Annotated in this window: 17 protein-coding genes and 1 riboswitch; of the genes, 9 read left to right on the top strand and 8 right to left on the bottom strand. The window is 71.9% G+C overall.

All coding sequences use genetic code 11. From position 1 onward, the window contains the following. Positions 1 to 411: 411 nt before the first annotated feature. The 6 genes from nagA to PX701_RS03745 are packed head-to-tail and all read right to left on the bottom strand — an operon-like array spanning position 412 to position 6,106. A complete protein-coding gene (nagA, locus tag PX701_RS03720) occupies positions 412 to 1,587 on the bottom strand; it encodes an N-acetylglucosamine-6-phosphate deacetylase (protein WP_275505506.1) in 1,176 nt (391 codons plus the stop codon). Further along, positions 1,588 to 2,373 (bottom strand): DeoR/GlpR family DNA-binding transcription regulator, encoded by a 786-nt coding sequence (locus tag PX701_RS03725; protein WP_231430194.1) that lies wholly within the window; start codon positions 2,371 to 2,373, stop codon positions 1,588 to 1,590. After that, a complete protein-coding gene (locus tag PX701_RS03730; RefSeq protein ID WP_275505507.1) occupies positions 2,370 to 3,230 on the bottom strand; it encodes a class II fructose-bisphosphate aldolase in 861 nt (286 codons plus the stop codon). The genes PX701_RS03725 and PX701_RS03730 overlap by 4 nt, the downstream gene beginning before the upstream one ends. Next, complete coding sequence (locus PX701_RS03735; protein ID WP_275505508.1) at positions 3,227 to 4,222, bottom strand: 1-phosphofructokinase family hexose kinase; 996 nt, start codon at positions 4,220 to 4,222, stop codon at positions 3,227 to 3,229. Before PX701_RS03735 ends, PX701_RS03730 begins: the two co-directional genes overlap by 4 nt. Further along, positions 4,219 to 5,232 (bottom strand): ROK family protein, encoded by a 1,014-nt coding sequence (locus PX701_RS03740; RefSeq protein ID WP_275505509.1) that lies wholly within the window; start codon positions 5,230 to 5,232, stop codon positions 4,219 to 4,221. Before PX701_RS03740 ends, PX701_RS03735 begins: the two co-directional genes overlap by 4 nt. Before the next feature lie 4 nt (positions 5,233 to 5,236). Then, on the bottom strand, positions 5,237 to 6,106 hold the full coding sequence (locus PX701_RS03745; RefSeq protein WP_231432282.1) for an SIS domain-containing protein: 870 nt from the start codon (positions 6,104 to 6,106) through the stop codon (positions 5,237 to 5,239). 396 nt (positions 6,107 to 6,502) lie between these two features. On the opposite strand from PX701_RS03745, the gene PX701_RS03750 reads away from it, so the two are divergent. The 4 genes from PX701_RS03750 (at position 6,503) to PX701_RS03765 (ending at position 12,796) form a co-directional block, all read left to right on the top strand. Next, positions 6,503 to 7,756 carry an extracellular solute-binding protein gene (locus PX701_RS03750; RefSeq protein ID WP_275505510.1) on the top strand — a complete coding sequence of 418 codons (1,254 nt, stop codon included), beginning with the start codon at positions 6,503 to 6,505 and terminating at the stop codon, positions 7,754 to 7,756. Between the two features lie 46 nt (positions 7,757 to 7,802). Next, the gene (locus PX701_RS03755; protein ID WP_231430199.1) at positions 7,803 to 8,798 is read left to right on the top strand and encodes a carbohydrate ABC transporter permease; all 996 of its coding nucleotides are present in this window, start codon (positions 7,803 to 7,805) and stop codon (positions 8,796 to 8,798) included. A gap of 2 nt (positions 8,799 to 8,800) precedes the next feature. Further along, positions 8,801 to 9,730, top strand: a complete 930-nt coding sequence (locus tag PX701_RS03760; protein WP_275505511.1) for a carbohydrate ABC transporter permease — start codon at positions 8,801 to 8,803, stop codon at positions 9,728 to 9,730. 189 nt (positions 9,731 to 9,919) lie between these two features. Next, positions 9,920 to 12,796 (top strand): discoidin domain-containing protein, encoded by a 2,877-nt coding sequence (locus tag PX701_RS03765; protein ID WP_275505512.1) that lies wholly within the window; start codon positions 9,920 to 9,922, stop codon positions 12,794 to 12,796. Between the two features lie 72 nt (positions 12,797 to 12,868). Here the strand turns inward: PX701_RS03765 and PX701_RS03770 are convergent, their stop codons facing one another. After that, positions 12,869 to 14,521: a beta-N-acetylhexosaminidase gene (locus PX701_RS03770; protein ID WP_275505513.1), complete on the bottom strand. Its 1,653-nt coding sequence runs from the start codon at positions 14,519 to 14,521 to the stop codon at positions 12,869 to 12,871. Positions 14,522 to 14,686: 165 nt separating this feature from the next. Next, a riboswitch (ZMP/ZTP riboswitch) is annotated at positions 14,687 to 14,768 on the top strand. A gap of 65 nt (positions 14,769 to 14,833) precedes the next feature. Here PX701_RS03770 and glyA point away from each other — a divergent pair. The 5 genes from glyA (at position 14,834) to PX701_RS03795 (ending at position 20,942) form a co-directional block, all read left to right on the top strand. Then, a complete protein-coding gene (gene glyA / locus PX701_RS03775) occupies positions 14,834 to 16,108 on the top strand; it encodes a serine hydroxymethyltransferase (RefSeq protein ID WP_275505514.1) in 1,275 nt (424 codons plus the stop codon). An 85-nt stretch (positions 16,109 to 16,193) separates the two neighbouring features. Continuing rightward, a complete protein-coding gene (locus PX701_RS03780; protein WP_231430204.1) occupies positions 16,194 to 17,078 on the top strand; it encodes a bifunctional methylenetetrahydrofolate dehydrogenase/methenyltetrahydrofolate cyclohydrolase in 885 nt (294 codons plus the stop codon). 116 nt (positions 17,079 to 17,194) lie between these two features. Further along, positions 17,195 to 18,463: an acylneuraminate cytidylyltransferase gene (locus PX701_RS03785; protein WP_231430205.1), complete on the top strand. Its 1,269-nt coding sequence runs from the start codon at positions 17,195 to 17,197 to the stop codon at positions 18,461 to 18,463. Further along, positions 18,460 to 19,338, top strand: a complete 879-nt coding sequence (locus PX701_RS03790) for an N-acetylneuraminate synthase family protein (protein ID WP_231430206.1) — start codon at positions 18,460 to 18,462, stop codon at positions 19,336 to 19,338. The genes PX701_RS03785 and PX701_RS03790 overlap by 4 nt, the downstream gene beginning before the upstream one ends. Next, a complete protein-coding gene (locus PX701_RS03795; RefSeq protein WP_231430207.1) occupies positions 19,335 to 20,942 on the top strand; it encodes a DUF6716 putative glycosyltransferase in 1,608 nt (535 codons plus the stop codon). The genes PX701_RS03790 and PX701_RS03795 overlap by 4 nt, the downstream gene beginning before the upstream one ends. A gap of 36 nt (positions 20,943 to 20,978) precedes the next feature. On the opposite strand, the gene PX701_RS03800 is transcribed toward PX701_RS03795, so the two are convergent. Then, positions 20,979 to 21,512: a gamma carbonic anhydrase family protein gene (locus tag PX701_RS03800; protein WP_275505515.1), complete on the bottom strand. Its 534-nt coding sequence runs from the start codon at positions 21,510 to 21,512 to the stop codon at positions 20,979 to 20,981. Positions 21,513 to 21,521: the final 9 nt, after the last annotated feature.

Below are 21,521 nucleotides of genomic sequence, written 5' to 3' on the forward strand. Positions count from 1 at the left end.
GTGGGGTGCGGTCGGCGGATCGGGTCGTCACCCGCGGGCGCGAGTGGTGGCCCACCCGAGAGACGCGAGAACGGGCTGATCATGACGCGCCCGGGCGGATGTCACCAATTCCAGCAGATTTCTCCGGGAATCGCGTCATAGATCCGCATCGACCCCGTCTCATGGGGTGAGGGCGTGAGAATCGCCCTCCGAGAACCGCCGTCTCGGGGACCCGAAGACCGAGACGGCCGCCGGGTACCCGCCGGCGGAGCAGCGGTCGCGCCGGGGGAGGCGCGTCGCTCGATCGGGCTGGGGTCCGGAGGCGATGGGGAACACGCCTCGGGGCCCCGCCCTCGCTCTCGACTGGCCCACCCTCTCTCGTCAGACGCGATCGGGAACAGGGCAGCGCTCAGGACTGCGCACCGCCGGAGATCAGACCAGCCGGACGCCGCCCGACCACACGGCCTGCACGTCGAGCTGCTCGCCGAGCAGCACCGCATCCGCCGCGTAGCCGCGATCGAGCCGGCCGAGGTCGTGCGCTCGGCCGATCGCCGCTGCGGGCACCATCGTGAGCGCCGCGATCGCCTGGTCGAACGGGATCCCGCACTCGACGACCGTGCGGCGGAGCGCCTCGTCGAGCGTGAGCGTCGAGCCGGCGATCGATCCGCCCTCGCGCAGGCGCGCGATGCCGTCGGCGACGACGACCTCGAGCGACCCCAGGACGTACTCGCCGTCGGCGGCGCCGGCCGCGGCCATCGCGTCCGTGATGAGGGCGACCCTGCCGGGGGCGCCCGAGAACGCGAGCCTCACGACGTCGGGGTGCACGTGCACGCCGTCGTTGATGATCTCGAGGGTCACGTGGTCGGCGTGCATCGCCGCCACGACCGGCCCGGGGGCACGGTGGTGGATGCCTCGCATGCCGTTGAACGCGTGCGTCAGGATCGACGCCCCCGCATCGAACGCCGCGAGCGCCGTCGCGAAGTCGGCGCCCGTGTGCCCGACGGCGACGACGACCCCCGCATCGACGAACCGCGCGATCGCCGCGGCGGCGCCGTCGTGCTCGGGGGCGATGGTGATCTGGCGCAGCGTTCCGCCCGCGGCGGCGAGCAGCAGGTCGACCGCCCCGGTGTCGGGCGTACGCAGGAGCGCCGGGTCGTGCGCACCGCGGTACCCGTCGTCGAGGAACGGCCCTTCGAGATGCGAACCGAGCACCCGCGGGTCGCGCGCCGCGAACCGCGCGATCGCGGCGACCTGCTCGGCGAGCCGATCGACGGAAGCGGTCACGAGCGACAGCACCGAGCGCGTCGTGCCGTGCGCGTTGTGCACCGCGAGGATGGCCTCGATCGCCTCGTCGCCCTCGTCGACGGCGAAGCCGCCGGCGCCGTGGCAGTGCAGGTCGATGAACCCGGGTACGAGGAACCGCCCCGAGGCATCCGTCACGCTCGTCGCCGGGTCGAGCGCAGCGCGCCATCCGTCGCCGAGCCCGCGCTCGGCGACGCGGCCGCCCTCGAACCGCACCCACGCGTCGGGGACACTGTCGAAGCCCGACACGAGGCGCGCCGAGTGGATGACGGTCGAAGCAGGCGAGGATTCGTCGGGGGTGCTCACCTAAGCAACGATAACGTCGTACCCGTGGTCGGCGAGACGGGCCAGCTGCTCCTCGGTGACCCCCGAATCGGTGATGATCGTCGAGAAGAGCCGCCGCGGTCCGATCGCCGCGAATGCCCGCTTGTCGAGCTTCGACGAGTCGGCGACGATCACGGGGTGCGTCGCGCGCGACGCCATCAGCGCGTTGACCGCCGCCTCCCGTTCGTCGTGCGAGGTCGGGCCGAGCGCCGGGTCGATGCCGTTGACCCCGATGAAGGCGTAGTCGAGCGTGACGCTGCCGAGCACCGCGTCGGTGTAGGCGCCGACGAGCTCGTACGAGCGCGCGTGCACGACGCCGCCCGTGACGACCGTCTTGATCTGGGGCCGGATCGCGAGCTGCATGGCGATGTTGATCGCGTTCGTCACGACGGTGAGGCTCGGGTCGGTCGCCGGCTCCATGATGTCGGCACGCGACATGAGCGCCTCGACGATCGCGGTCGCCGTCGTGCCGCCGCACAGCCCGATCACGGCGCCGCGCGGCACCATCGCGCTCGCGGCCCGCGCGATCGCGGCCTTGGACTCGGGGTTCTGCTGGTTCTTGTACCGGATGGGAAGGTCGTACGCGACCGAATGCGCGACCGCGCCGCCACGGGTGCGGGTGAGCAGTTGCTGGCTCGCGAGCGCGTCGAGGTCGCGACGGGCGGTCGCGGGCGACACGTTCAGCCGTTCGACGATCTGCTCGACCTCGACCTGCCCGCCGTCGGCGAGAAGATCGAGGACGGCGCTCAGCCGTTCCGCGCGATTCATCCGATCCCGTCCTTCCCGGCCCCGGCCGAGGCGAAGAGCCGCAGCATCCGGCCCGCTTCGATGCGCACCGCGTCGCGGCCCGCCGCGACGTACTTGCGAGAGTCTACGGCGGCGGGGTGCTCCGCGAGGAACTCCCGGATCGCCCCCGTGAACGCCTTGTTCAGGTGCGTCGACACGTTGATCTTGGTGAGGCCGGCGGCGATGCCGGCGACGATCGTCTCGTCGGGCACGCCCGACGACCCGTGCAGCACGAGCGGCACCGGCACGGCGGCGCGCAGCCGGGCGATGAGCTCGAGGTCGAGCGCGGCGACGCGTTCGGTCATCGCGTGCGACGAGCCGACGGCCACCGCGAGCGCGTCGACGCCCGTCTCGGCGACGAAGCGGGCCGCCTCGTCGGGGTCGGTGCGGACGCCGGGGGCGTGCGCGCCGTCCTTTCCGCCGATCTCGCCGAGCTCGGCCTCGACGAGCACGCCGCGCGTCGCCGCTGCGGCGACGACCCGCTGCGTGGTCGCGACGTTGTCGGCGAAGTCGAGCTTCGCCCCGTCGTACATGACGGAGCCGAACCCGAGGTCGATCGCACGCAGCGCGAGCCCGGCGTCCTCCGCGTGGTCGAGGTGCACGGCGACCCGCGCCGTCGACGCCTCGGCGACCGCGAGCGTGGCCCGTGCGATCGGTTCGAACGCGCCGTGGTAGTGCACGCAGTTCTCCGAGAGCTGCAGGATCACGGGCAGCCCGGTCTCCTCGGCGGCGCCCGCGAGCGCCTCTGCCGTCTCGAGGTGGAGCACGTTGAACGCGCCGACGCCCGTACCGGCGGCGGCCGCGGCCTCGAGGATGGTGCGGGTGGACGTGAGCGTCATGCGGTGGCCTTCGGTTCGGAGGTGGAGAGCGGGGTCTCCGGGCCGCCGTCGATCTCGACGACGACCCGGGACTCGAGGCTCGCGTGCTCGGGCGAGAGCGCGCCGGCGAGCGGCATGAGCACGGCCGACGCCGACCACGCCGTGGCCCGGCGTGCGAGCGCGACGCGCGCCCCGTGCTCGGCCGGGTCGGTCGCGAGTGTCGGTGCGGCGGCGAGGGCCGCGGCGATCGCGGCGACGGCGGCGTCGCCGGCGCCGGTCGCGTTGCCGCGCAACGGCTCGGAGAGGCGGGCGCGGATGCCTCCGGCCTCCGCCGCGGCGACGACCATGAGCCCGTCGGAACCGAGCGAGACGACGACGAGGCGGGCACCGGCCTCGATGAGGACGCGGGCGCCCGCCATCGGGTCGGTGAGGCCGGTGACCTCGGCGAGTTCGTCGCGGTTGGGCTTCAGCACGGTCGCACCGGCACGGGCGGCCGCGACGAGCGCCGGGCCGCTCGTGTCGACGATGACGGCGGTGCCGGCCGCGACGAGCTCCGCCACGAGGGCCGCGAGATCGGCGGGGTCGAGCCCCGGCGGCAGGCTGCCCGAGACGGCGACGACCGAGGCCGTACGACCGAGCCGGGTGGCCTCGGCGAGGAACTGCGCGGACTCCGCGGCCTCGAGCGGGGCGCCGAGCTCGTTGAAGATCGTGGTCTCGCCGCTCGCCTCGTCGACGAACGCGAGGCTGCGCCGGGTCTCGCCCGCGACGGTCACGGTGCGGTGGGCGATGCCGCTGCGTTCGAGATCGGCGACGAGCCGGTCGCCGGCTGCGCCCCCGGCGGTCGTGAGCGCGAGCACGTCGTGGCCCTCATCGGCGAGCACGCGCGCGACGTTGAGGCCCTTGCCGCCCGCGCGCGAGACTCCCGCGGGCACACGGTGGGTCTCCCCGGGGCGCAGCGCGTCGACGTGCCAGGTGAGGTCTTCGGCGGGGTTCGCCGTCACGGTGAGGATCACGATGCCGTCTCCTCGGCGGGGCGGCGGGGCACCCGCGCGTCGTTCTCCGAACCATGGGATGCCGCGAGGTCGCGCGCGGCGAGCGCCGTGCCGAGCAGGCCCGCATCGTCGCCGAGCGACGCGCGCACGAGCACGGGCCGCCGGTGGAAGCTCAGCAGCGCGTCGAGGCGGTCGCCCAGGGGGTCGAACAGCGCCGGGCCGGCCTGCGACAGGCCGCCGCCGATGACCACGGCCTCGGGAGCGAGGTTCGCGACGAGTCGTGCGAGGGCCTGGGCCAGAGCCTCGATCGCGTCGTCCCAGATGCCGCGCGCGGTGGCGTCGCCGGCGCTCGCGGCAGCGAGCACCGCCCGTGCGCCCGCGACCGGCCGACCGGTCGCGGTGGCGTACCGGCGCGCGATCGCGCCGGCTGAGGCGATCGTCTCGAGGCATCCGATCGCCCCGCACGCGCAGCGTTCACCCGCCGGGTCGGCGAGCGAGTGCCCGAACTCCCCGGCGTAGCCGCCGCCGGCGTACGGACGTCCTCCGATCAGGATCGAACTCGCGATGCCCGTGCCGATCGCGAGCACGACGGCGTCGTCGTAGCCGCGCGCCGCGCCGAGCCGGTGCTCGGCGTCGCCCGCGGCGCGGACGTCGTGCCCGAAGGCGACCGGGAGGCCGAGCGCGCCCTCGGCGAGGTCGCGGATGGGCGCATCGCGCCAGCCGAGGTTCGACGAGAAGATGCCGATGCCGGCCACTTCGTCGACGAGCCCCGGAACACTGACGCCGACGGCGACCGGGACGACGCCGGGCGCGTCGGCGCGGAGCGCGTCGGCGAGCTCGGCGAACGATCGCGCGATCGCGCCGGCCGGGTCGCCCGCGTCGAGCGGCGTCGGCGTGCGGCGGAGCCCGAGCACCCGGCCCGAGGCATCCACGAGACCCGACTTGGTGTCGGTGCCGCCGACGTCGAATGCGAGCACGGCGGCGCCGGGACCCAGCGGAGCCGGGTCCTCCCTCATCGGCTCGGCGGTCATCGGGTCAGCCCTCGAGGATGACGGACCGCGTGAGATTGCGGGGCTGGTCGGGGTCGAGCCCGCGGGCGAGCGCACGGGCGAGCGAGACGCGCTGCGCGCGCACGAGGTCGGCCATGGGGTCGAGCGTGCTCGTCTCGAACCGGGCGCCGGTCGCGGCCACATCGGCGGCGAGGCCCTCGGGTGCCTCGCCGAACTGCCAGGTCACCCGGCCGGGCGCGGCGATCGCGATCGGCCCGTGGCGGTATTCCATCGACGGGTACGACTCGGTCCACGACTGCGACGCCTCGCGCATCTTGAGCGCCGCCTCGTGGGCGAGGCCGACGCCCCAGCCGCGGCCCAGGAACGTGTACTGGTCCGCCTCAACGAGCGCGGGGTCGAGGTCGCTCGCGAGCGCACGCTCGGCATCGGCGATCGCGGGGGCGAGGTCCTCGCCGAGCGAGGCGCGGAACAGGGCGAGCGCCGTCGTCGCGAACCGGGTCTGCACGACCGACTGCTCGTCGGCGAACGGCAGGGTGATCGCGTCGTCGACGAGGCCGACGAGCGGCGACGAGGCGTCGCCGATGACCCCCACCGTGCGGACCTCGCCGCGCAGCTCCTCGACGAGTTGCAGCACCTCGGTCGTGGTGCCGGAGCGCGTGAGGGCGACGACCGCGTCGTAGCCGCGGAGCGCGAACGCCTCGGAGGCGGCGAACGCGTCGGTCTCGCCGTGGCCGCCCGACTCGCGCAGCCACGCGTACGACTGCGCCATGAACCAGCTGGTTCCGCAGCCGACGACCGCGATGCGCTCGCCGCGCCGGGGGAGGCGCGACTGCTCGTCGCGCAGCTCGGCCGCGCGCGCCCACGTCTCGGGCTGCGAGGCGAGCTCGGCGGCCATGTGGGCGGCGGGGGCGGATGCGCTGGGCACGGTCACGGGATCTCCAGTCGGTGGGGCGGGCCCGGCGACGCAGGGCACTGACGCAGCAATGATTGCAGATGACTGCAATCCGTGTCCAGCGATCATTGAAAAGATCGTTTCCCATCACTACCCCGCAAACACGGGGTTTGTGAGGGATCTGAACAAAATCTGATAACAAATGGCTTCCGCGGCTTGACGGCCGTGAGGCATCCGGAATAGATTGCCCAGCGTCGAATGAACGCACCTGATCATTTGTTCGACGAAACGTTCATGAAACTGCAATTGATTTCACGATCACTGCAGCTTTCGAGCGAACGCACTGGCGCGTGACCCTTCGCCGCCGGTGCGCCGACCACCAGAGTGAGGAAGCATTCAATGAAGAAGTCACTGCGCCTGGGCGCCGCGATCGCGCTCGCGGCCACCGCGTCGCTGACGCTCGCGTCGTGCGGTTTCGGCGGCGGCAACGGCAGCGACGGCGGCGACGCCTCCGGCAAGACCACGCTCAACATGCTCGTTCCGAGCTACTCCGACGCCACCCAGGACAACTGGGACACCGTCATCGAGGGCTTCGAGAAGGAGAACCCCGACATCGACGTCAAGCTCGAGGTCCAGTCGTGGGACAACCTCGAGTCGGTCATCACGACGAAGATCCAGGGCGGCGAGGCCCCCGACATCTACAACGGCGGCCCCTTCGCCGGCTTCGCGGCCGACGGCCTGCTCTACGAGACGAAGGACGTCGTCTCCGACGACACCTACAGCGACTTCCAGGACTCGTTCCTCGCGAACGCCGAGGTCGACGGCACCGCGTACGCGCTGCCCCTCATCGCCTCGGCCCGCGCGCTGTTCGTCAACAACGACCTCCTCGAGCAGGCCGGCGTGAGCGCTGCGCCGACCAACTGGGACGAGCTGCTCGACGCGGCCACCAAGATCTCGAAGCTCGGCGGCGGCGTGGCCGGCTACGGCATGCCGCTCGGCTCGGAAGAGGCGCAGGCCGAGGCGGCCGTGTGGCTCTGGGGCGGCGGCGGCACCTTCGGCGACGCCGAGGAGATCACGGTCGACATCCCCGAGAACCTGCCGGGTGCCGACCAGATCAAGAAGATGATCGACGCGGGCGCCACGCAGGCCGACCCGGGCTCGACCGACCGCACCCCGCTCATGGAGATCTTCGTCCAGGGCAAGATCGGCATGCAGGTCGGCCTCCCGCCGACCGTCGGCCAGATCGAGGACGGCAACCCCGACCTGGACTACTCGATCGTCCCGATCCCGACGAAGGACGGCTCGCCCTTCACGCTCGGCGTCATGGACCAGCTCATGGCCTTCCAGAACGACGGCGACAAGCAGGACGCGATCAAGAAGTTCTTCGACTACTACTACTCGGCCGACGTGTACGTGCCGTGGGTGCAGGCCGAGGGCTTCCTCCCCGTCACCAAGTCGGGTGCCGAGCAGCTGAAGGACGACGAGGCGCTCGCGCCGTTCCTCGAGGTGCTGCCCGACGCGCAGTTCTACCCGAGCTCGAACCCCAAGTGGCAGGCCACCGACGGCGCGTTCAAGTCGCTGTTCGGCCAGATCCAGTCGAAGCCCGCGCAGGACGTGCTGACCGAGATCCAGGCGCAGGTCGACGCGAGCTGACGCTCGCCTCGATCCCACACGGAAAGGGTTCGGTGATCCTCGCACCATGAGCTCCACGACCGACGCATCACCGAACCCGACGGGGGCGGCCGCAGGCCGCCCCCGTTCCGGGGGATCGCCGGCAGGCGGGAAGGGCGCGAAGCCCGCCCGCCGAGGCAAGCCCGGCGGCCGCGACCTCGCCGCCGCCCTTCCCTGGATCACCCCCGCGCTGATCCTCATCTTCGGCGTCGTGCTGTTCCCGGCCGTCGTCATGTTCTACAACTCGACCCGCGACATCTCGCTCTCGGGGCTCGACAAGGGCTCGGTCGGCTTCGACAACTACGTCGAGGTCTTCCAGTTCCCGTACTTCTGGCCGATCTTCTTCCGCACGATCGTCTGGGTCGTCGTGGTCGTGGCGTTCACCGTCGTGATCTCGCTCGGCCTCGCCCAGATCCTCAACAAGGCCTTCCCTGGCCGACAGCTCGTGCGGCTCGTCGTGATCATCCCGTGGGCGGCCTCGGTCGTGATGACGACGATGGTCGTCTACTACGGCCTCGAACCGTACTTCGGCATCATCAACAAGTTCCTCGTCGACATCGGACTCGTCGACACCCCCGAGGGCTACGGCTGGACGAAGAACCCGACCACCGCGTTCATGTGGTCGATCATCGTCGCGATCTTCGTGTCGCTGCCGTTCACGACCTACACGATCCTCGCGGGACTCGCGACCGTGCCCGGCGACACGCTCGAGGCCGCGAAGATGGACGGCGCTGGCTCCGTGCGCACCTACTTCACGATCGTGCTGCCGCAGCTGCGCGGGGCGCTCAGCGTCGCGGTGCTCATCAACATCATCAACGTCTTCAACTCGCTGCCGATCCTGCGGGTGATGACCGGGTCGATCCCGGGCTACGACGCCGACACGATCATGACGATGATCTTCAAGTACATCCAGAACCAGCACAAGGTCGACGTCGCGTCCGCGCTCTCGGTCGTCGCGTTCGTCATCGTCATCGTGATCGTCGCGGTGTACGTGAAGGTCGTCAAGCCCATGAAGGAGGTCTGACCGTGACCGTCACCGAAACCCGCGCGATGCTCGCGAGCGACGCCGGCCACGGGGCATCCGGCCGCCAGACCCCGCCCCGCAAGCGTCGCTACACCAAAGACCAGGTGCCCCTCGGCCGTGTGCTGCTGCGCATGTTCGCCGGGCTCATCGTGCTCGCGGTCTTCATCGTGCCGTACCTCATCATGTTCTTCGGCTCGGTGAAGACGAAGTCGCAGATCCTGTCGGTCGACCCCACCTACTTCCCCACGGAGTGGCACTGGGAGAACTACCTCGACATGTGGTCGACGCCCGAGACGCCGCTGCCGCAGAACATGGTCTCGACGATCGTGATCTCGGTCTTCGCGACGCTGCTCGTGCTCGCGGTCGCGCTGCCCGCGGCGTACTACACGGCGCGGTTCAAGTTCCCGTTCCGCTTCGTGTTCCTCTTCCTCGTGATCGTCACGCAGATGCTGCAGCCGGCGGTGCTCACCTCGGGCCTGTTCCGGCAGTTCACCGCGCTCGGCATGATCGACACCTGGGCGGCGATGATCTTCATCAACGCGGCGTTCAACCTGTCGTTCGCCGTGTGGATCATGCACTCCTTCTTCGCGGGCATCCCGAAGGAGGTCGACGAGGCCGCCCAGATCGACGGCGCCGGCCGGCTCACGGTGCTCTTCAAGATCAACCTGCCGCTCGTCTGGCCGGGCATCGTGACCGCGATCGTGTTCACCTTCGTCGCCTGCTGGAACGAGTTCGCGGCCTCGCTCGTCATCCTCTCGACGGCGGGCAACCAGCCGATGTCGGTCGCGCTCACCAAGTTCGTCGGCCAGTACTCGACGAGCTGGCAGTACGTGTTCGGCGTGTCGATCGTGGCGATCATCCCCGTCGTCGTGCTGTTCATGCTCATCGAGAAGCGCCTCGTCGGCGGCCTCACGGCGGGCAGCGTCAAGTAGGCGCTCGTCGTAGTGCAGAGGGCGGATGCCTCGGGGCCGACCCGAGTCGTCCGCCCTCGTCGTTCACGGCGATCGTCGGGGCACGGCCCCGGGGAATCCCGGCCTTGACGGGGACCGCCGGCATCTCCTAGGTTCGAGCCAACTTAGTTTGTTTACTCAATGAAGTTGACGAGGACGAGGAGGTCCAGGGTGAGCGGCACACGAACTCCCAGTACGCATCGAGCGGCTCGGCGAAGGGGCGCGGCGGCGATCGCGGCGCTCGGGCTGATGGCGGGACTGCTCGCGACGACCCCCGCGCCGGCGCAGGCGGCGACCAACGACGCCCCCGAGGTCATTCCCGCGCTGCAGACGTGGACCGGGGGCGAGGGCGCCTTCGTCCTCGGCGCCGAGAGCCGGATCGTCGCCGACGCCGACCTCGAGTCGGTCGCGCGCCAGTTCGCCGACGATCTCGAGGCCACGACCGGCTTCGCGGCCGAGGTCGCGGTCGGCGCCGATGCGCGCCCCGGTGACCTCACGCTGGATCTCGACCCGGGCCTCGAGCACGCCGACGGCGGCGAGCTGTTCCGCGCCGAGGGCTACCGGCTGACGATCGACGGCGACGGGGTGGAGATCGTCGCCCCGGCCTCGCAGGGCGCCTTCTACGGCACGCGGACGGTGCTGCAGGGGCTCGTGCAGTCGCCCCAGCGCAACTCGCTGCCCGCGGGCGAGACCGTCGACTGGCCGAACCACGGCGTGCGCGGATTCTCGCTCGACGTCGGGCGCCGCTTCTTCACGCCCGAGTTCGTGCGCGACTACATCACCATGATGAGCTGGTACAAGCTCAACGAGTTCCAGATCCACCTCAACGACAACGAGATCGCCCGCCCGGCGGGCGGCTGGAAGGACGCGTACGACGGCTTCCGGCTGAAGAGCGACGACCCCGCGTTCGCCGGGCTCGCGTCGGAGGACGGCGCCTACGACCGCGCCGACTGGCAGAGCTTCGAAGACACCGCGGCCGCGCACGCGGTCGTGATCATCCCCGAGATCGACGCACCGGCGCACTCGCGCTCGTTCATCCGATGGAAGCCCGAACTCGGCTTCAACGGCGGCGACTCCGACCACCTCGACCTCTCCAAGCCCGAGTCGACCGAGACGATCAAGGCCGTCTTCGACGAGTTCGTGCCCTGGTTCGAGGGCCCCGACGTGCACTTCGGCGCCGACGAGTACCCGCGCTCGGGCGCCGACCAGTACCGCGAGTTCTTCAACACCATGGCCGAGCACATCCGCTCGCTCGGCAAGCAGCCGCGGGCCTGGGGCAGCATGAGCGTCATGCACGGCTCGGCCGACGGATACGACCGCGACGTGATCATCAACGCCTGGAACAACGGCTGGTACGGCATGGCCAAGGCCGAGGCCGACGGGTACCGCTACATCAACACGAACGACGGCGACCTCTACGTCGTGCCGTTCGCGAACTACTACCACGGCAACGGTCTGAACAACGCGGGCCTCTACGCCACGTGGCTTCCCAACCGGCTCGGCTCGACGGCCGTCGTGCCCGAAGGGGCGCCCGAGGGTGCGATGTTCGCGGTCTGGAACGACCTCGTGCACGAGGAGTACACCGAACTCGACGTGCACGGCCTCGTGCGCGACTCCTTCCCCGTGATCGCGCAGAAGACCTGGGACTCGCAGACCCCGACACGGTCGTACGGCGAGTTCGTCGCCGTGCAGCGGCGGATCGGCTCGGGTCCGGGGCTCACGACGATCGACCAGACGGGAGTCGCGCGGTCCGGCGAGCTGAGTCTCGGGGCGGCCGTCACCGCGTCGTCGAGCGGCGAGGGCACGCCGGCCGAGTCGTTGACCGACGGTCTCGCCCTCACTCGGTGGGCGACGACCGAGGACACGGCGGACGTCCGGATCGAACTCGCCGAGGCGGCGCCGGTCGGCCGGTTCGAGGTCGACTGGGCCGGGATCGCGCCGGCGAGCTACGACGTCGCGGTCTCCGACGACGGCGTGTTCTGGCAGCAGGTCGCCGACGACGTGGACGGCACCGCCGCATCGGTCGAGCTGGGCTCGCTGTCGGCGCGGTACGTCGCCGTGCAGGACATCCGCGCCGACGGCGGCGACCTCGGCGCCTGGCGGATGTCGGTCTTCGCACCCGAGCCGCTCACGAGCGGCGCCACGGCGACCGCCTCAGGCGTCGAGGCCGCAGCATTCCCGCCGAGCCTCGCGATCGACGGGGACGACAAGACGCGCTGGTCGGCGAACTACGTCGCACAGCCGTGGATCGCCGTGGACCTCGGGTCGGAGCAGCAGTTCGGCGAGGTCGTGCTCGCCTGGGAGGGAGCCTCGGCGAAGGACTACGTCGTCGAGGTCTCCGACGACGGGGCGACCTGGACCACCGCCGCGACGATGACCGGGCAGGCCGCGGGGGCGCGCGTCGACACCGTGGCGTTCGAGCCGGTCGACGCACGCCATGTCCGCGTGACGGTCACGGCGAAGAACCTGAGCCCGTACCTCAGCCTCTTCGAGCTCACGGTGCCGTCGATCGCGGAGGCCGGGGCATGGATCTCGGCCGAACTCTCGCCGGAGGCCCCCGACGGCCCCGACGGCTGGTACACCTCCGCCCCGAGCGCGAGCTTCGCCGCCGGCGGCACCGAGGGCGCGCCCTCGGGCGTCGAGGTGCGGATCGGCGACGGCGAGTGGTCGGCCGCCGACGGCCCCGTCGAGATCGGCGCACAGGGCGAGCAGCGGGTCGAGTACCGGGCGACCGTCGGTGATCGGCGGGTCGCGGGATACGGCATCGTCAAGGTCGACACGGTCGCACCGTCGGTGGAGGTCGGTGCAGACCGCCGGCCCGCGGTGAGCAGCCCGAGGAGTCCGGTGCGGTTCACGATCGAGGCGCACGACGACGGCGCCGGCATCGCGAGCGTCGAGTTCCGCCTCGACGGCGGCTCCTGGACGGCGTGGGACGGTGAGGATGTGGTCGTCGATGCCCCGGGACGCCACACGCTCGAGGCGCGTGCCACCGACCTGGTCGGGCACGTCTCCCCGGTCGCGAGCTCGCCTGCGCCAGGTCGCGGCTGAGATCGCGTGCGGGCCGCCTCGGCCCGCACGCGCACGGCGGATGCCTCGGGGTCGGCCCCGAGGCATCCGCCGCTAGCCGGGCCAGTCGACCCCGCCGACCTCCCGGTAGGCGACGCCCAGCCCGTCGAGGTGGGCGCCGAGCGTCGTCAACCGTGAACGGAAGCCCTCCTCGTCGCGCGCGTCTGCGGGCGACCAGCCGACCTCGGCGATCGCGGCGATGCGTGGGAACACCATGAACTCGAAGTCGGCCGCGTTCGAGAGCGTCTCCGTCCAGACCGAGGCGGCGACGCCGAGGATGTCGGACTCGTCGAGCCCGTCGATCGTCGCCTCGGGCTGCCAGCCGTAGGCCTCCTCGAGCGTGATGGTGGCGGCCCAACGCGTGCCGAGCTCGGTGCCGAGCGGGCCCGACGGACGGTCGGGGTACATCATGTCGAGGTAGGTCTTGTCGGCCGGCGCGAGCACGAGCCTGCCGCCCTGCTCGAGGAACGCATGCGCCTGGCCGGCCGACTCCGGATACGGGCGCGCGGGTTCGCCGCGCCGGTTCGCCGGCATCTCGTGGCCGGCGGTCAGGTCCCAGTAGTGCCCGATCGTGCCGGGCGGCAGTTCGGTCGAGGCCCCCATCTCGTGGTAGGCGATCACGGTCTTGCCCGTCGCCGCGGCGGCCGCCGTGATGCGACGCACGAGGTCGAGGTAGTCGTCGGGCTCGGTCGCGAGCGGCTCGTCGCCCCCGACATGGATCCACGGGCCGGGCGTCATCTCCGCCACCTCCGCGAGCACCTCGGTGAGGAAGCGATCGGTCGCCTCCGCGCGCGCCGGGGAGGCGCACAGCGACGAGAAGCCGACCTCGACGCCCTCGTACGGCTTCGGCGCGACACCGTCGCAGTTGAGCTCGGGGTACGCGCTGAGCGCCGCGTTCGTGTGCCCGGGCAGGTCGATCTCGGGCACCACGGTGATGAACCGGTCGGCGGCGTAGTCGACGATTCGGCGGTAGTCGTCCTTCGTGTAGAAGCCGCCGCCGTCGCCGCCGACCGAGGTCGACGCGCCGATGCCGGTGAGCTCCGGCCACGCGTCGATCTGGATGCGCCAGCCCTGGTCGTCGGTCAGGTGCAGGTGCAGCACGTTCATCTTCATGAGCGCCATGCGGTCGAGGTGCTGCTCGACGTAGTCGACGGGGAAGAAGTGGCGCGCAACGTCGACGAGCGAGGCCCGGTACGCGAACCGCGGCCGATCGACGATGGAGGCCGCGGGCACCTGCCAGCCGCCCTCGGGCTCGATCGGGTCGGCCTCCTCGATCTCGCCCGGCAGCATCTGCCGCAGCGACTGGGTGCCCCAGAACAGTCCGGCGGGTGCCGACGCGGCGATCCGCACGCCGTCGGCGCCGCTGTCGAGCGTGTAGCCCTCGTCGCCTTCGACCTCGGGGTCGATGACGAGCTCGATGTCGGATGCCTCGGCCGCGCCCTCTTCGACCGGCAGCTCGAACCCGGTCGCGGTGCGGAGCGGTGCGGCGAACGTCTCGGCGACGGCGGCGGCGCCGTCGCCGGAGACGACGAGCCGGGTGCGCTCGCCGAGGGTGAATGCGCCCCGGTCGGTGAGCTCGAACCGCGCGGGCGCCGGCACGATGCCGGAGAACTCGGCCTTCGCGTCCGATTCAGCCGAGCAGCCCGACAGCACGAGGAGCGATGCCGTCGCGACGGCCACGGCGGTGCGGACGGCGGCGTTCGGCATCTTTGCCCCTCCCAATCGAAAGACAGGAATCTTGACGAAATCGTCTCGTCGGACATCCTGCCACGGGACGACGGGCGTGCGGAAGAGCCGCCGGCTCCCGGTGCCGCATCCCGACGGCCTTGTCACGTCGCGAGCGGCGGCGGCAGGAGGCATCCATTGCTATGCTTGCGTCGTCGCGACTGGCGTTGAGATGGATTCCCATCGGGGAGCGACTGGCACGGACCGACCGCACGCCTGGGCCGGTACGCCTGCTTGCTGCGCGAGTCGCAGCGGCAGCACCCCTTAGGTCCGTATGTCATGAAGGAGCCAGTCTTGGCCGAATCCGTCTTCAACGCGCCCCTCTCCGAGGTCGACCCCGAGATCGCCGAAGTTCTCGAACTCGAACTCGGTCGCCAGCGCGACTACCTCGAGATGATCGCGAGCGAGAACTTCGTTCCCGTCTCGGTGCTGCAGTCGCAGGGCTCCGTGCTCACCAACAAGTACGCCGAGGGCTACCCCGGTCGTCGCTACTACGGCGGCTGCGAGTACGTCGACGTCGCCGAGTCGCTCGCCATCGAGCGCGCGAAGTCGCTCTTCGGCGCCGAGTACGCCAACGTGCAGCCGCACTCGGGCGCGACCGCGAACGCGGCCGTGCTGAGCGCGATCGCGACGCCGGGCGACACCATCCTCGGCCTCGAGCTCGCCCACGGCGGCCACCTCACCCACGGCATGAAGCTCAACTTCTCGGGCAAGCTCTACAACGCCGTCGCCTACGGCGTCGACCCCGAGACCTTCCTCGTCGACATGAACGTCGTCCGCGAGAAGGCCCTCGAGCACCGCCCGCAGGTCATCATCGCCGGCTGGTCTGCGTACCCACGCCAGCTCGACTTCGCCGCGTTCCGCGAGATCGCCGACGAGGTCGGCGCGAAGCTCTGGGTCGACATGGCGCACTTCGCGGGCCTCGTGGCCGCGGGCCTGCACCCGAACCCGGTGCCCTTCGCCGACGTCGTGTCGTCGACCGTGCACAAGACGATCGGCGGCCCCCGCTCGGGCTTCATCCTCTCGCGCGACATGGAGCTCGCGAAGAAGCTCAACTCGAACGTGTTCCCCGGCCAGCAGGGCGGCCCGCTCATGCACGTCATCGCCGCAAAGGCCACCGCGTTCAAGATCGCCGCCTCGGCCGAGTTCAAGGACCGCCAGGAGCGCACGCTGCGCGGCGCCGCGATCCTCGCCGACCGCCTGACCGCCGACGACTCGCGCGCGGCCGGCGTCGACGTGCTCACGGGCGGCACCGACGTGCACCTCGTGCTCGCCGACCTCCGCAACTCGAAGATCGACGGCCAGCAGGCCGAAGACCTGCTGCACGAGGCGCTCATCACCGTCAACCGCAACGCGGTGCCGTTCGACCCGCGCCCGCCGATGGTCACGTCGGGCCTGCGCATCGGCACCCCGGCGCTCGCGACTCGGGGCTTCGGCGACGCCGAGTTCACCGAGGTCGCCGACATCATCGCGCTGACGCTGCAGGGCGAGGCGGATGTCGCGGCGCTCCGCGCCCGGGTCGAGGCGCTCACCGCCGCCTTCCCGCTCTACCCCGGCCTGCAGCAGTAGGCCGCGCCGGTCGGGGCGGCGGACGTCGCCCCGGCCGGACCGACCCCGTCGCATCCGTTCACCCGCTCGCCCACCGAGGAGCACCATGACCGCCATCACGCTCGACGGGGTCGCCACGGCGTCCGCCGTGAAGCACGAGCTCGCCGCACGCATCGCCGAACTGAAGGCCCGCGGCGTCACGCCCGGCCTCGGCACGCTGCTCGTCGGCGACGACCCGGCGTCGCGCTCGTACGTCGCGGGCAAGCACCGCGACTGCGCCGAGGTGGGCATCGAGTCGATCCGCGTCGACCTGCCGGCCACGGCGACCGCGGCCGACGTGCGCGCGGCGATCAGCGACCTCAACGCCGCAGCCGAGGTGACCGGGTACATCGTGCAGCTGCCGCTGCCCGCCGGGCACGACGAGAACGCGATGCTCGAGCTCATCGATCCCGACAAGGACGCCGACGGGCTGCACCCCACGAACCTCGGCCGCCTCGTGCTCGGCATCGAGGGCGAGCTGCACTCGCCGTTGCCGTGCACGCCCGCGGGCATCGTGGAGATGCTGCAGCGCTACGACGTGCCGATCAGAGGACGCCACGTCACGGTCATCGGGCGCGGCCTCACCGTCGGCCGGCCCCTGGGCCTGCTGTTCACGCGCAAGGGCCTCGACGCCACCGTCACCCTCACGCACTCGCGCACGCAGGACCTCGCGGCCGAGGTGCGCCGCGCCGACATCGTCGTGGCCGCCGTCGGCGTGCCCCACCTCGTGAAGCCCGACTGGATCAAGCCCGGCGCTGCGGTGCTCGACGTCGGCATCACCCGCGTGCAGGACGAGGAGACCGGCAAGGGCCGGCTCACGGGCGACGTCGACCCCGCCGTCGCAGCGGTCGCGGGACACCTCTCGCCCAACCCGGGCGGCGTGGGCCCCATGACCCGCGCGATGCTGCTCGCGAACGTCGTGAAGGCGGCGGAGCAGGGCCTGCAGCGCTGATCCGCGCCGGGGCGGATGCCCTTGGCACGCGATCTGTGGGCGGCGATGCCCGACCGTTCACCGGTGCGCAACGCGCGCGCCACCCCGGCGCCACCTCGGATCCGTAGCCTGCCCGCATGGCCGAGTCGAAGACCGATCAGCGCGGCGTCGCCGTCGCGATCATTCCGGCGCGCGGCGGGTCGAAGGGCCTGCCGGGCAAGAACCTGATGCGCCTCGGCGGGGTCTCCCTCGTCGGTCGCGCCGTCGCGGCCGCGCATGCCGCACGCAGCGTCGGCGCGGTCGTGGTCACGACCGACGACGACGAGATCGCACGTGTGGCGCGCGCCGCCGGGGCGACCGTCGTCGACCGGCCGGCCGACCTCTCGGGCGACACGGCGTCGAGCGAATCGGCGCTGCTGCACGCACTCGACGAGCTCGAGGCACGGGGCCCGCTGCCCGCGGTCACGCTCTTCGTGCAGGCGACATCGCCGTTCATCGACCCGTCGGATCTCGACGCCGCGGTCGCACGGGTCGTGAGCCACGAGGCCGACAGCGTGTTCGCGGCGGTTGAGAGCCACGCCTTCGTGTGGCGCGCCGCCGGCGACGGCTCGGTGTTCGGCGCCAACCACGACGCCGCGGTGCGCCACCGCAGGCAGGAGCGCGAACCGGAGTTCCGCGAGACCGGCGCGTTCACCGCGATGCGGACGGCGGGCTTCCGCGCGGCACGGCACCGCTTCTTCGGCCGGATCGCGCCGCAGGTCGTGCCCCAGCTGCACGGCGTCGACATCGACACCGCCGCCGACCTCGTGGTCGCGCGGGCGCTCGTCGAGCTCATCGACCGGCCGGCACGCGTCGTCGACGTCGACGCCGTCGTCACCGACTTCGACGGGGTGCACACCGACGACACCGCCTGGATCGACACGGAGGGACGCGAGCTCGTCCGCGTCAGCCGCAGCGACGGGCAGGGCGTCGCCCGCCTCCGCGCGGCGGGCGTTCCGGTGCTCGTGCTCTCGGCCGAGACGAACCGCGTGGTGACCGCGCGAGCGGCCAAGCTGCGGGTCGACGTGCTCCAGGGCATGCACGACAAGGCCCCCGCGCTCGCCGAATGGGCCGAGGCCCGAGGCATCCCGCTCGCGCGCATCGCCTACCTCGGCAACGACGTCGGCGACCTGCCGGCGATGGCGCTCGTCGGGTGGCCGCTCGCCGTCGCCGATGCGGTGCCCGCGGTGCGCGACGCCGCCCGCCTCGTGCTCGAGGCCGGGGGCGGCGACGGCGCGGTGCGCGAGCTCGCCGAGCTCGTGCTCGCGGCCCGCGACGGTGCGACCGGCGCAGCACCCCACGAACGAGCCGCCACTGCGGCCGAACCCTCCGCACACCGAACAGCACCGCAGGGAGCCCTCGCATGAACACCGTCCGCATCGGCCGTTCGTCGGTCGGCCCGGGTCAGCCCGTGTACGTCATCGGCGAGATCGGCCTGAACCACAACGGCGACGTCGAGATCGCGAAGCGCCTGATCGACGTCGCCGCCGAGGCGGGTGCGCAGGCGGTCAAGTTCCAGAAGCGCACGCCCGAGATCGCAACGCCCGAGCACATGCGGGATGTCTCGCGTGAGACCCCGTGGGGCACGATGAGCTACCTCGACTACCGGTACCGGGTCGAGTTCGGCGAGTCGGAGTACCTCGAGATCGCGTCGTACGCGATGCGCTCGGGGCTCGACTGGTTCGCCTCGCCGTGGGACGTGCCGTCGGTCGCGTTCCTCGAGCGCCTCGACGTCGTCGCGCACAAGGTCGCCTCGGCCTCGATCACCGACCTCGCCCTGCTCGAGGCGATCGCCGCGACCGGCAAGCCCGTCATCTGCTCGACCGGCATGTCCACCCTCGACGAGATCGATCGGGCGGTCGAGGTGCTCGGCACCGAGCGCCTGGTGCTCATGCACGCGACCTCGAGCTACCCGATGCCGCCCGAGGAGGCGAACCTCCTCGTGATCGACGCGCTGCGACGCCGCTACCCGGGTGTCCCGGTCGGGTACTCGGGGCATGAGCGCGGCCTCCAGATCTCGCTCGCCGCGGTCGCACTCGGCGCCGTCGCCGTCGAACGGCACATCACGCTCGACCGGGCGATGTGGGGGTCGGACCAGGCCGCATCGCTCGAGCCGACCGGCTTCGATCACCTGGTGCGCGACATCAGGGTGATCGGCGACGCGATGGGCGACGGTGCGAAGCGCGTGTTCCCGGGCGAGGAGGCGCCGCGCGCGAAGCTGCGACGGGTGCCGGCGCTGTGAACGCGGGTTCGGCGGGCGGACCAGCGCGTCGCGCCGTCACGGAGGCCTCTGGCGCGCCCGAGGCACGTCGTCGCCTTGTGGTCGTCGCCGACTCCGACTCGTACGTCAAGTGGGGAGCGGCGTTCGCGACACGCCTGCCGGCCGGCTGGGATGCCGAGCTCATCGTGGTGACGACGCCCGTGATGCCGAGCGACCGGCAGCTCGGCGCCGCGCTCGCCGGCTCGTCGTTCCATGCGAAGGGCGTGCGCCGGCTCGACCTGGCGTCGCTCGAGCGACGCCTCGCCGCCCGCCGGCCGGATGCCGTGCTGCTCGCACTGCGCGGTCCCTTCGTGCGGGTCGTCGCGCCGATCGTCGCGGCGCTGCCCGGGAGGCCGGTCCTGCTGAGCGGCTTCCCGGGGCTCACGATCCCGGCGGTCCCGAAGGCGGTGGTCTACCGCGAACAGGTCGATCTCGTCGTGCTCCACAGTCGCCGCGAGGTGCGCGAGTTCGAGCAGCTGGCCGCGGGGCTCGGCGTGCGGGTCGGGTTCGGGCTCGCGACGCTGCCGTTCCTCACGGCGCGCCGACGCGGCGCATCGCCGGGTGACGGGGATGCCGCGCCGGTGACGCCGCACGTGGCGTCTGCGCCGGTGGCGGCCTTCGCGTCGACGTCGGCATCGACGCCGCCCGACGGCGACCTCGTGTTCGCCGCCCAGGCGAAGGTGCCGGCCGAGCGCGACGACCGGGTGCGCATGCTCGGCCTGCTCGCGGATGCCGCGCGGCGGCGGCCGACCCGACGGGTCGTCGTCAAGGTCAGGGCTCGGCGCGGCGAGGCGCAGACCCACGCGGAGGCGCACGACTACGCCGACCTCCTCGCCGATCCCGAGGTACGCGCCCGCCTCGGCGGCGTCCCGCCGAACCTGGTCGTCGAGGACGGGCCCATGGCGAAGCACCTCGGACGCGCGTCGATGCTCGTCACGGTGAGTTCGACGGCCGTGCTCGAAGCGGTGGCCGCCGGGGTGCCGGCGATCGTCGTCGACGAGTTCGGCGTCGGCCCGAAGCTGATCAACACGGTGTTCGCTGGCAGCGGGCTGTTCGGCGACGGCGCGGCGGTCGCGGAGTGGGTGGCGAAGCCGCCGGCCGAAGGTTGGCTCGTCGACAACTACTTCCACGGCGAGGCCTTCGACGACTGGTCCGATCGGCTCGAGGAACTGCTCGACCGGCGTGCGGCCGGACTGCTGCCGGCGCCGACTCGACGGCACGACCTCGTCGGCGGTGCGGTGCGTCGGGCGTTCGAGCGGAAGCGGATGCTCGGGCCGTACGATCGGTCTGTCGCCGGGGCGCTGTCGATGGTCGTCGCGGTGCCGACGCGGTGGGCGGTGCGCCGGGTGCGCGCGGTGCGGCGTGCGTTGCCGGGCGGTTCGCGGGCGGGGTCGTCCTCCGCGATCGCGCACGCCGTGCTCGCCGGCTCCATGCCGGCCGACGGGGTGCTCACGGACCCCGTGCGGAGCGAGCGATCGGTCACGACGCGGCCGGGCACCGAGTCGATCCACCGTGAGCAGGGAATGCTCGAATCGATGCCGTCGGGCGAAGCGCGCGCCGACGCGGCGCTGTCCGACGCGGCGTAGTCCGACGGTGGCGGCGCCGCCGATCGCAGTGCCGGGTCAGGCGCCGGCGGTGTGCTCGCCGACGTGCTGCAGGTACGAGGCGGCGTTGCGGCGGATGCCCTCGCGTTCGGCGTCGCTGAGTTCGCGGCGCACCTTCGCGGGCACCCCGGCGACGAGCGAGCCGGGCGGCACGATCGTGCCCTCGAGCACGACCGCACCGGCCGCGACGAGCGAGCCGGCGCCGATGACCGCGCCGTTGAGCACGGTGGCGTTCATGCCGACGAGGCTGTCGTCTTCGACGGTGCACCCGTGCAGCACGGCGCCGTGGCCGACCGAGACCCGACGGCCGACGGTGAGCGGGTAGCCGGCGTCGACGTGGCAGACGACCGTGTCCTGCAGGTTCGACGCCTCGCCGAGCACGATCGGCTCGGCCTCGGCGCGCAGCACCGCGTTGTACCAGACGCTCGAATCCGCCTCGAGGCGAACGTCGCCGACGATCACGGCGCCGGCCGCGACGAACGCGCTGTCGGCGACGGCGGGGGCGGCGATGCCGGCCAGTGGGATGAGGCGTGCGCTGGGATCGACGGACATGGCGACAGC

This window comes from Agromyces chromiiresistens (assembly GCF_029167465.1).
GTDB lineage: Bacteria > Actinomycetota > Actinomycetes > Actinomycetales > Microbacteriaceae > Agromyces > Agromyces chromiiresistens.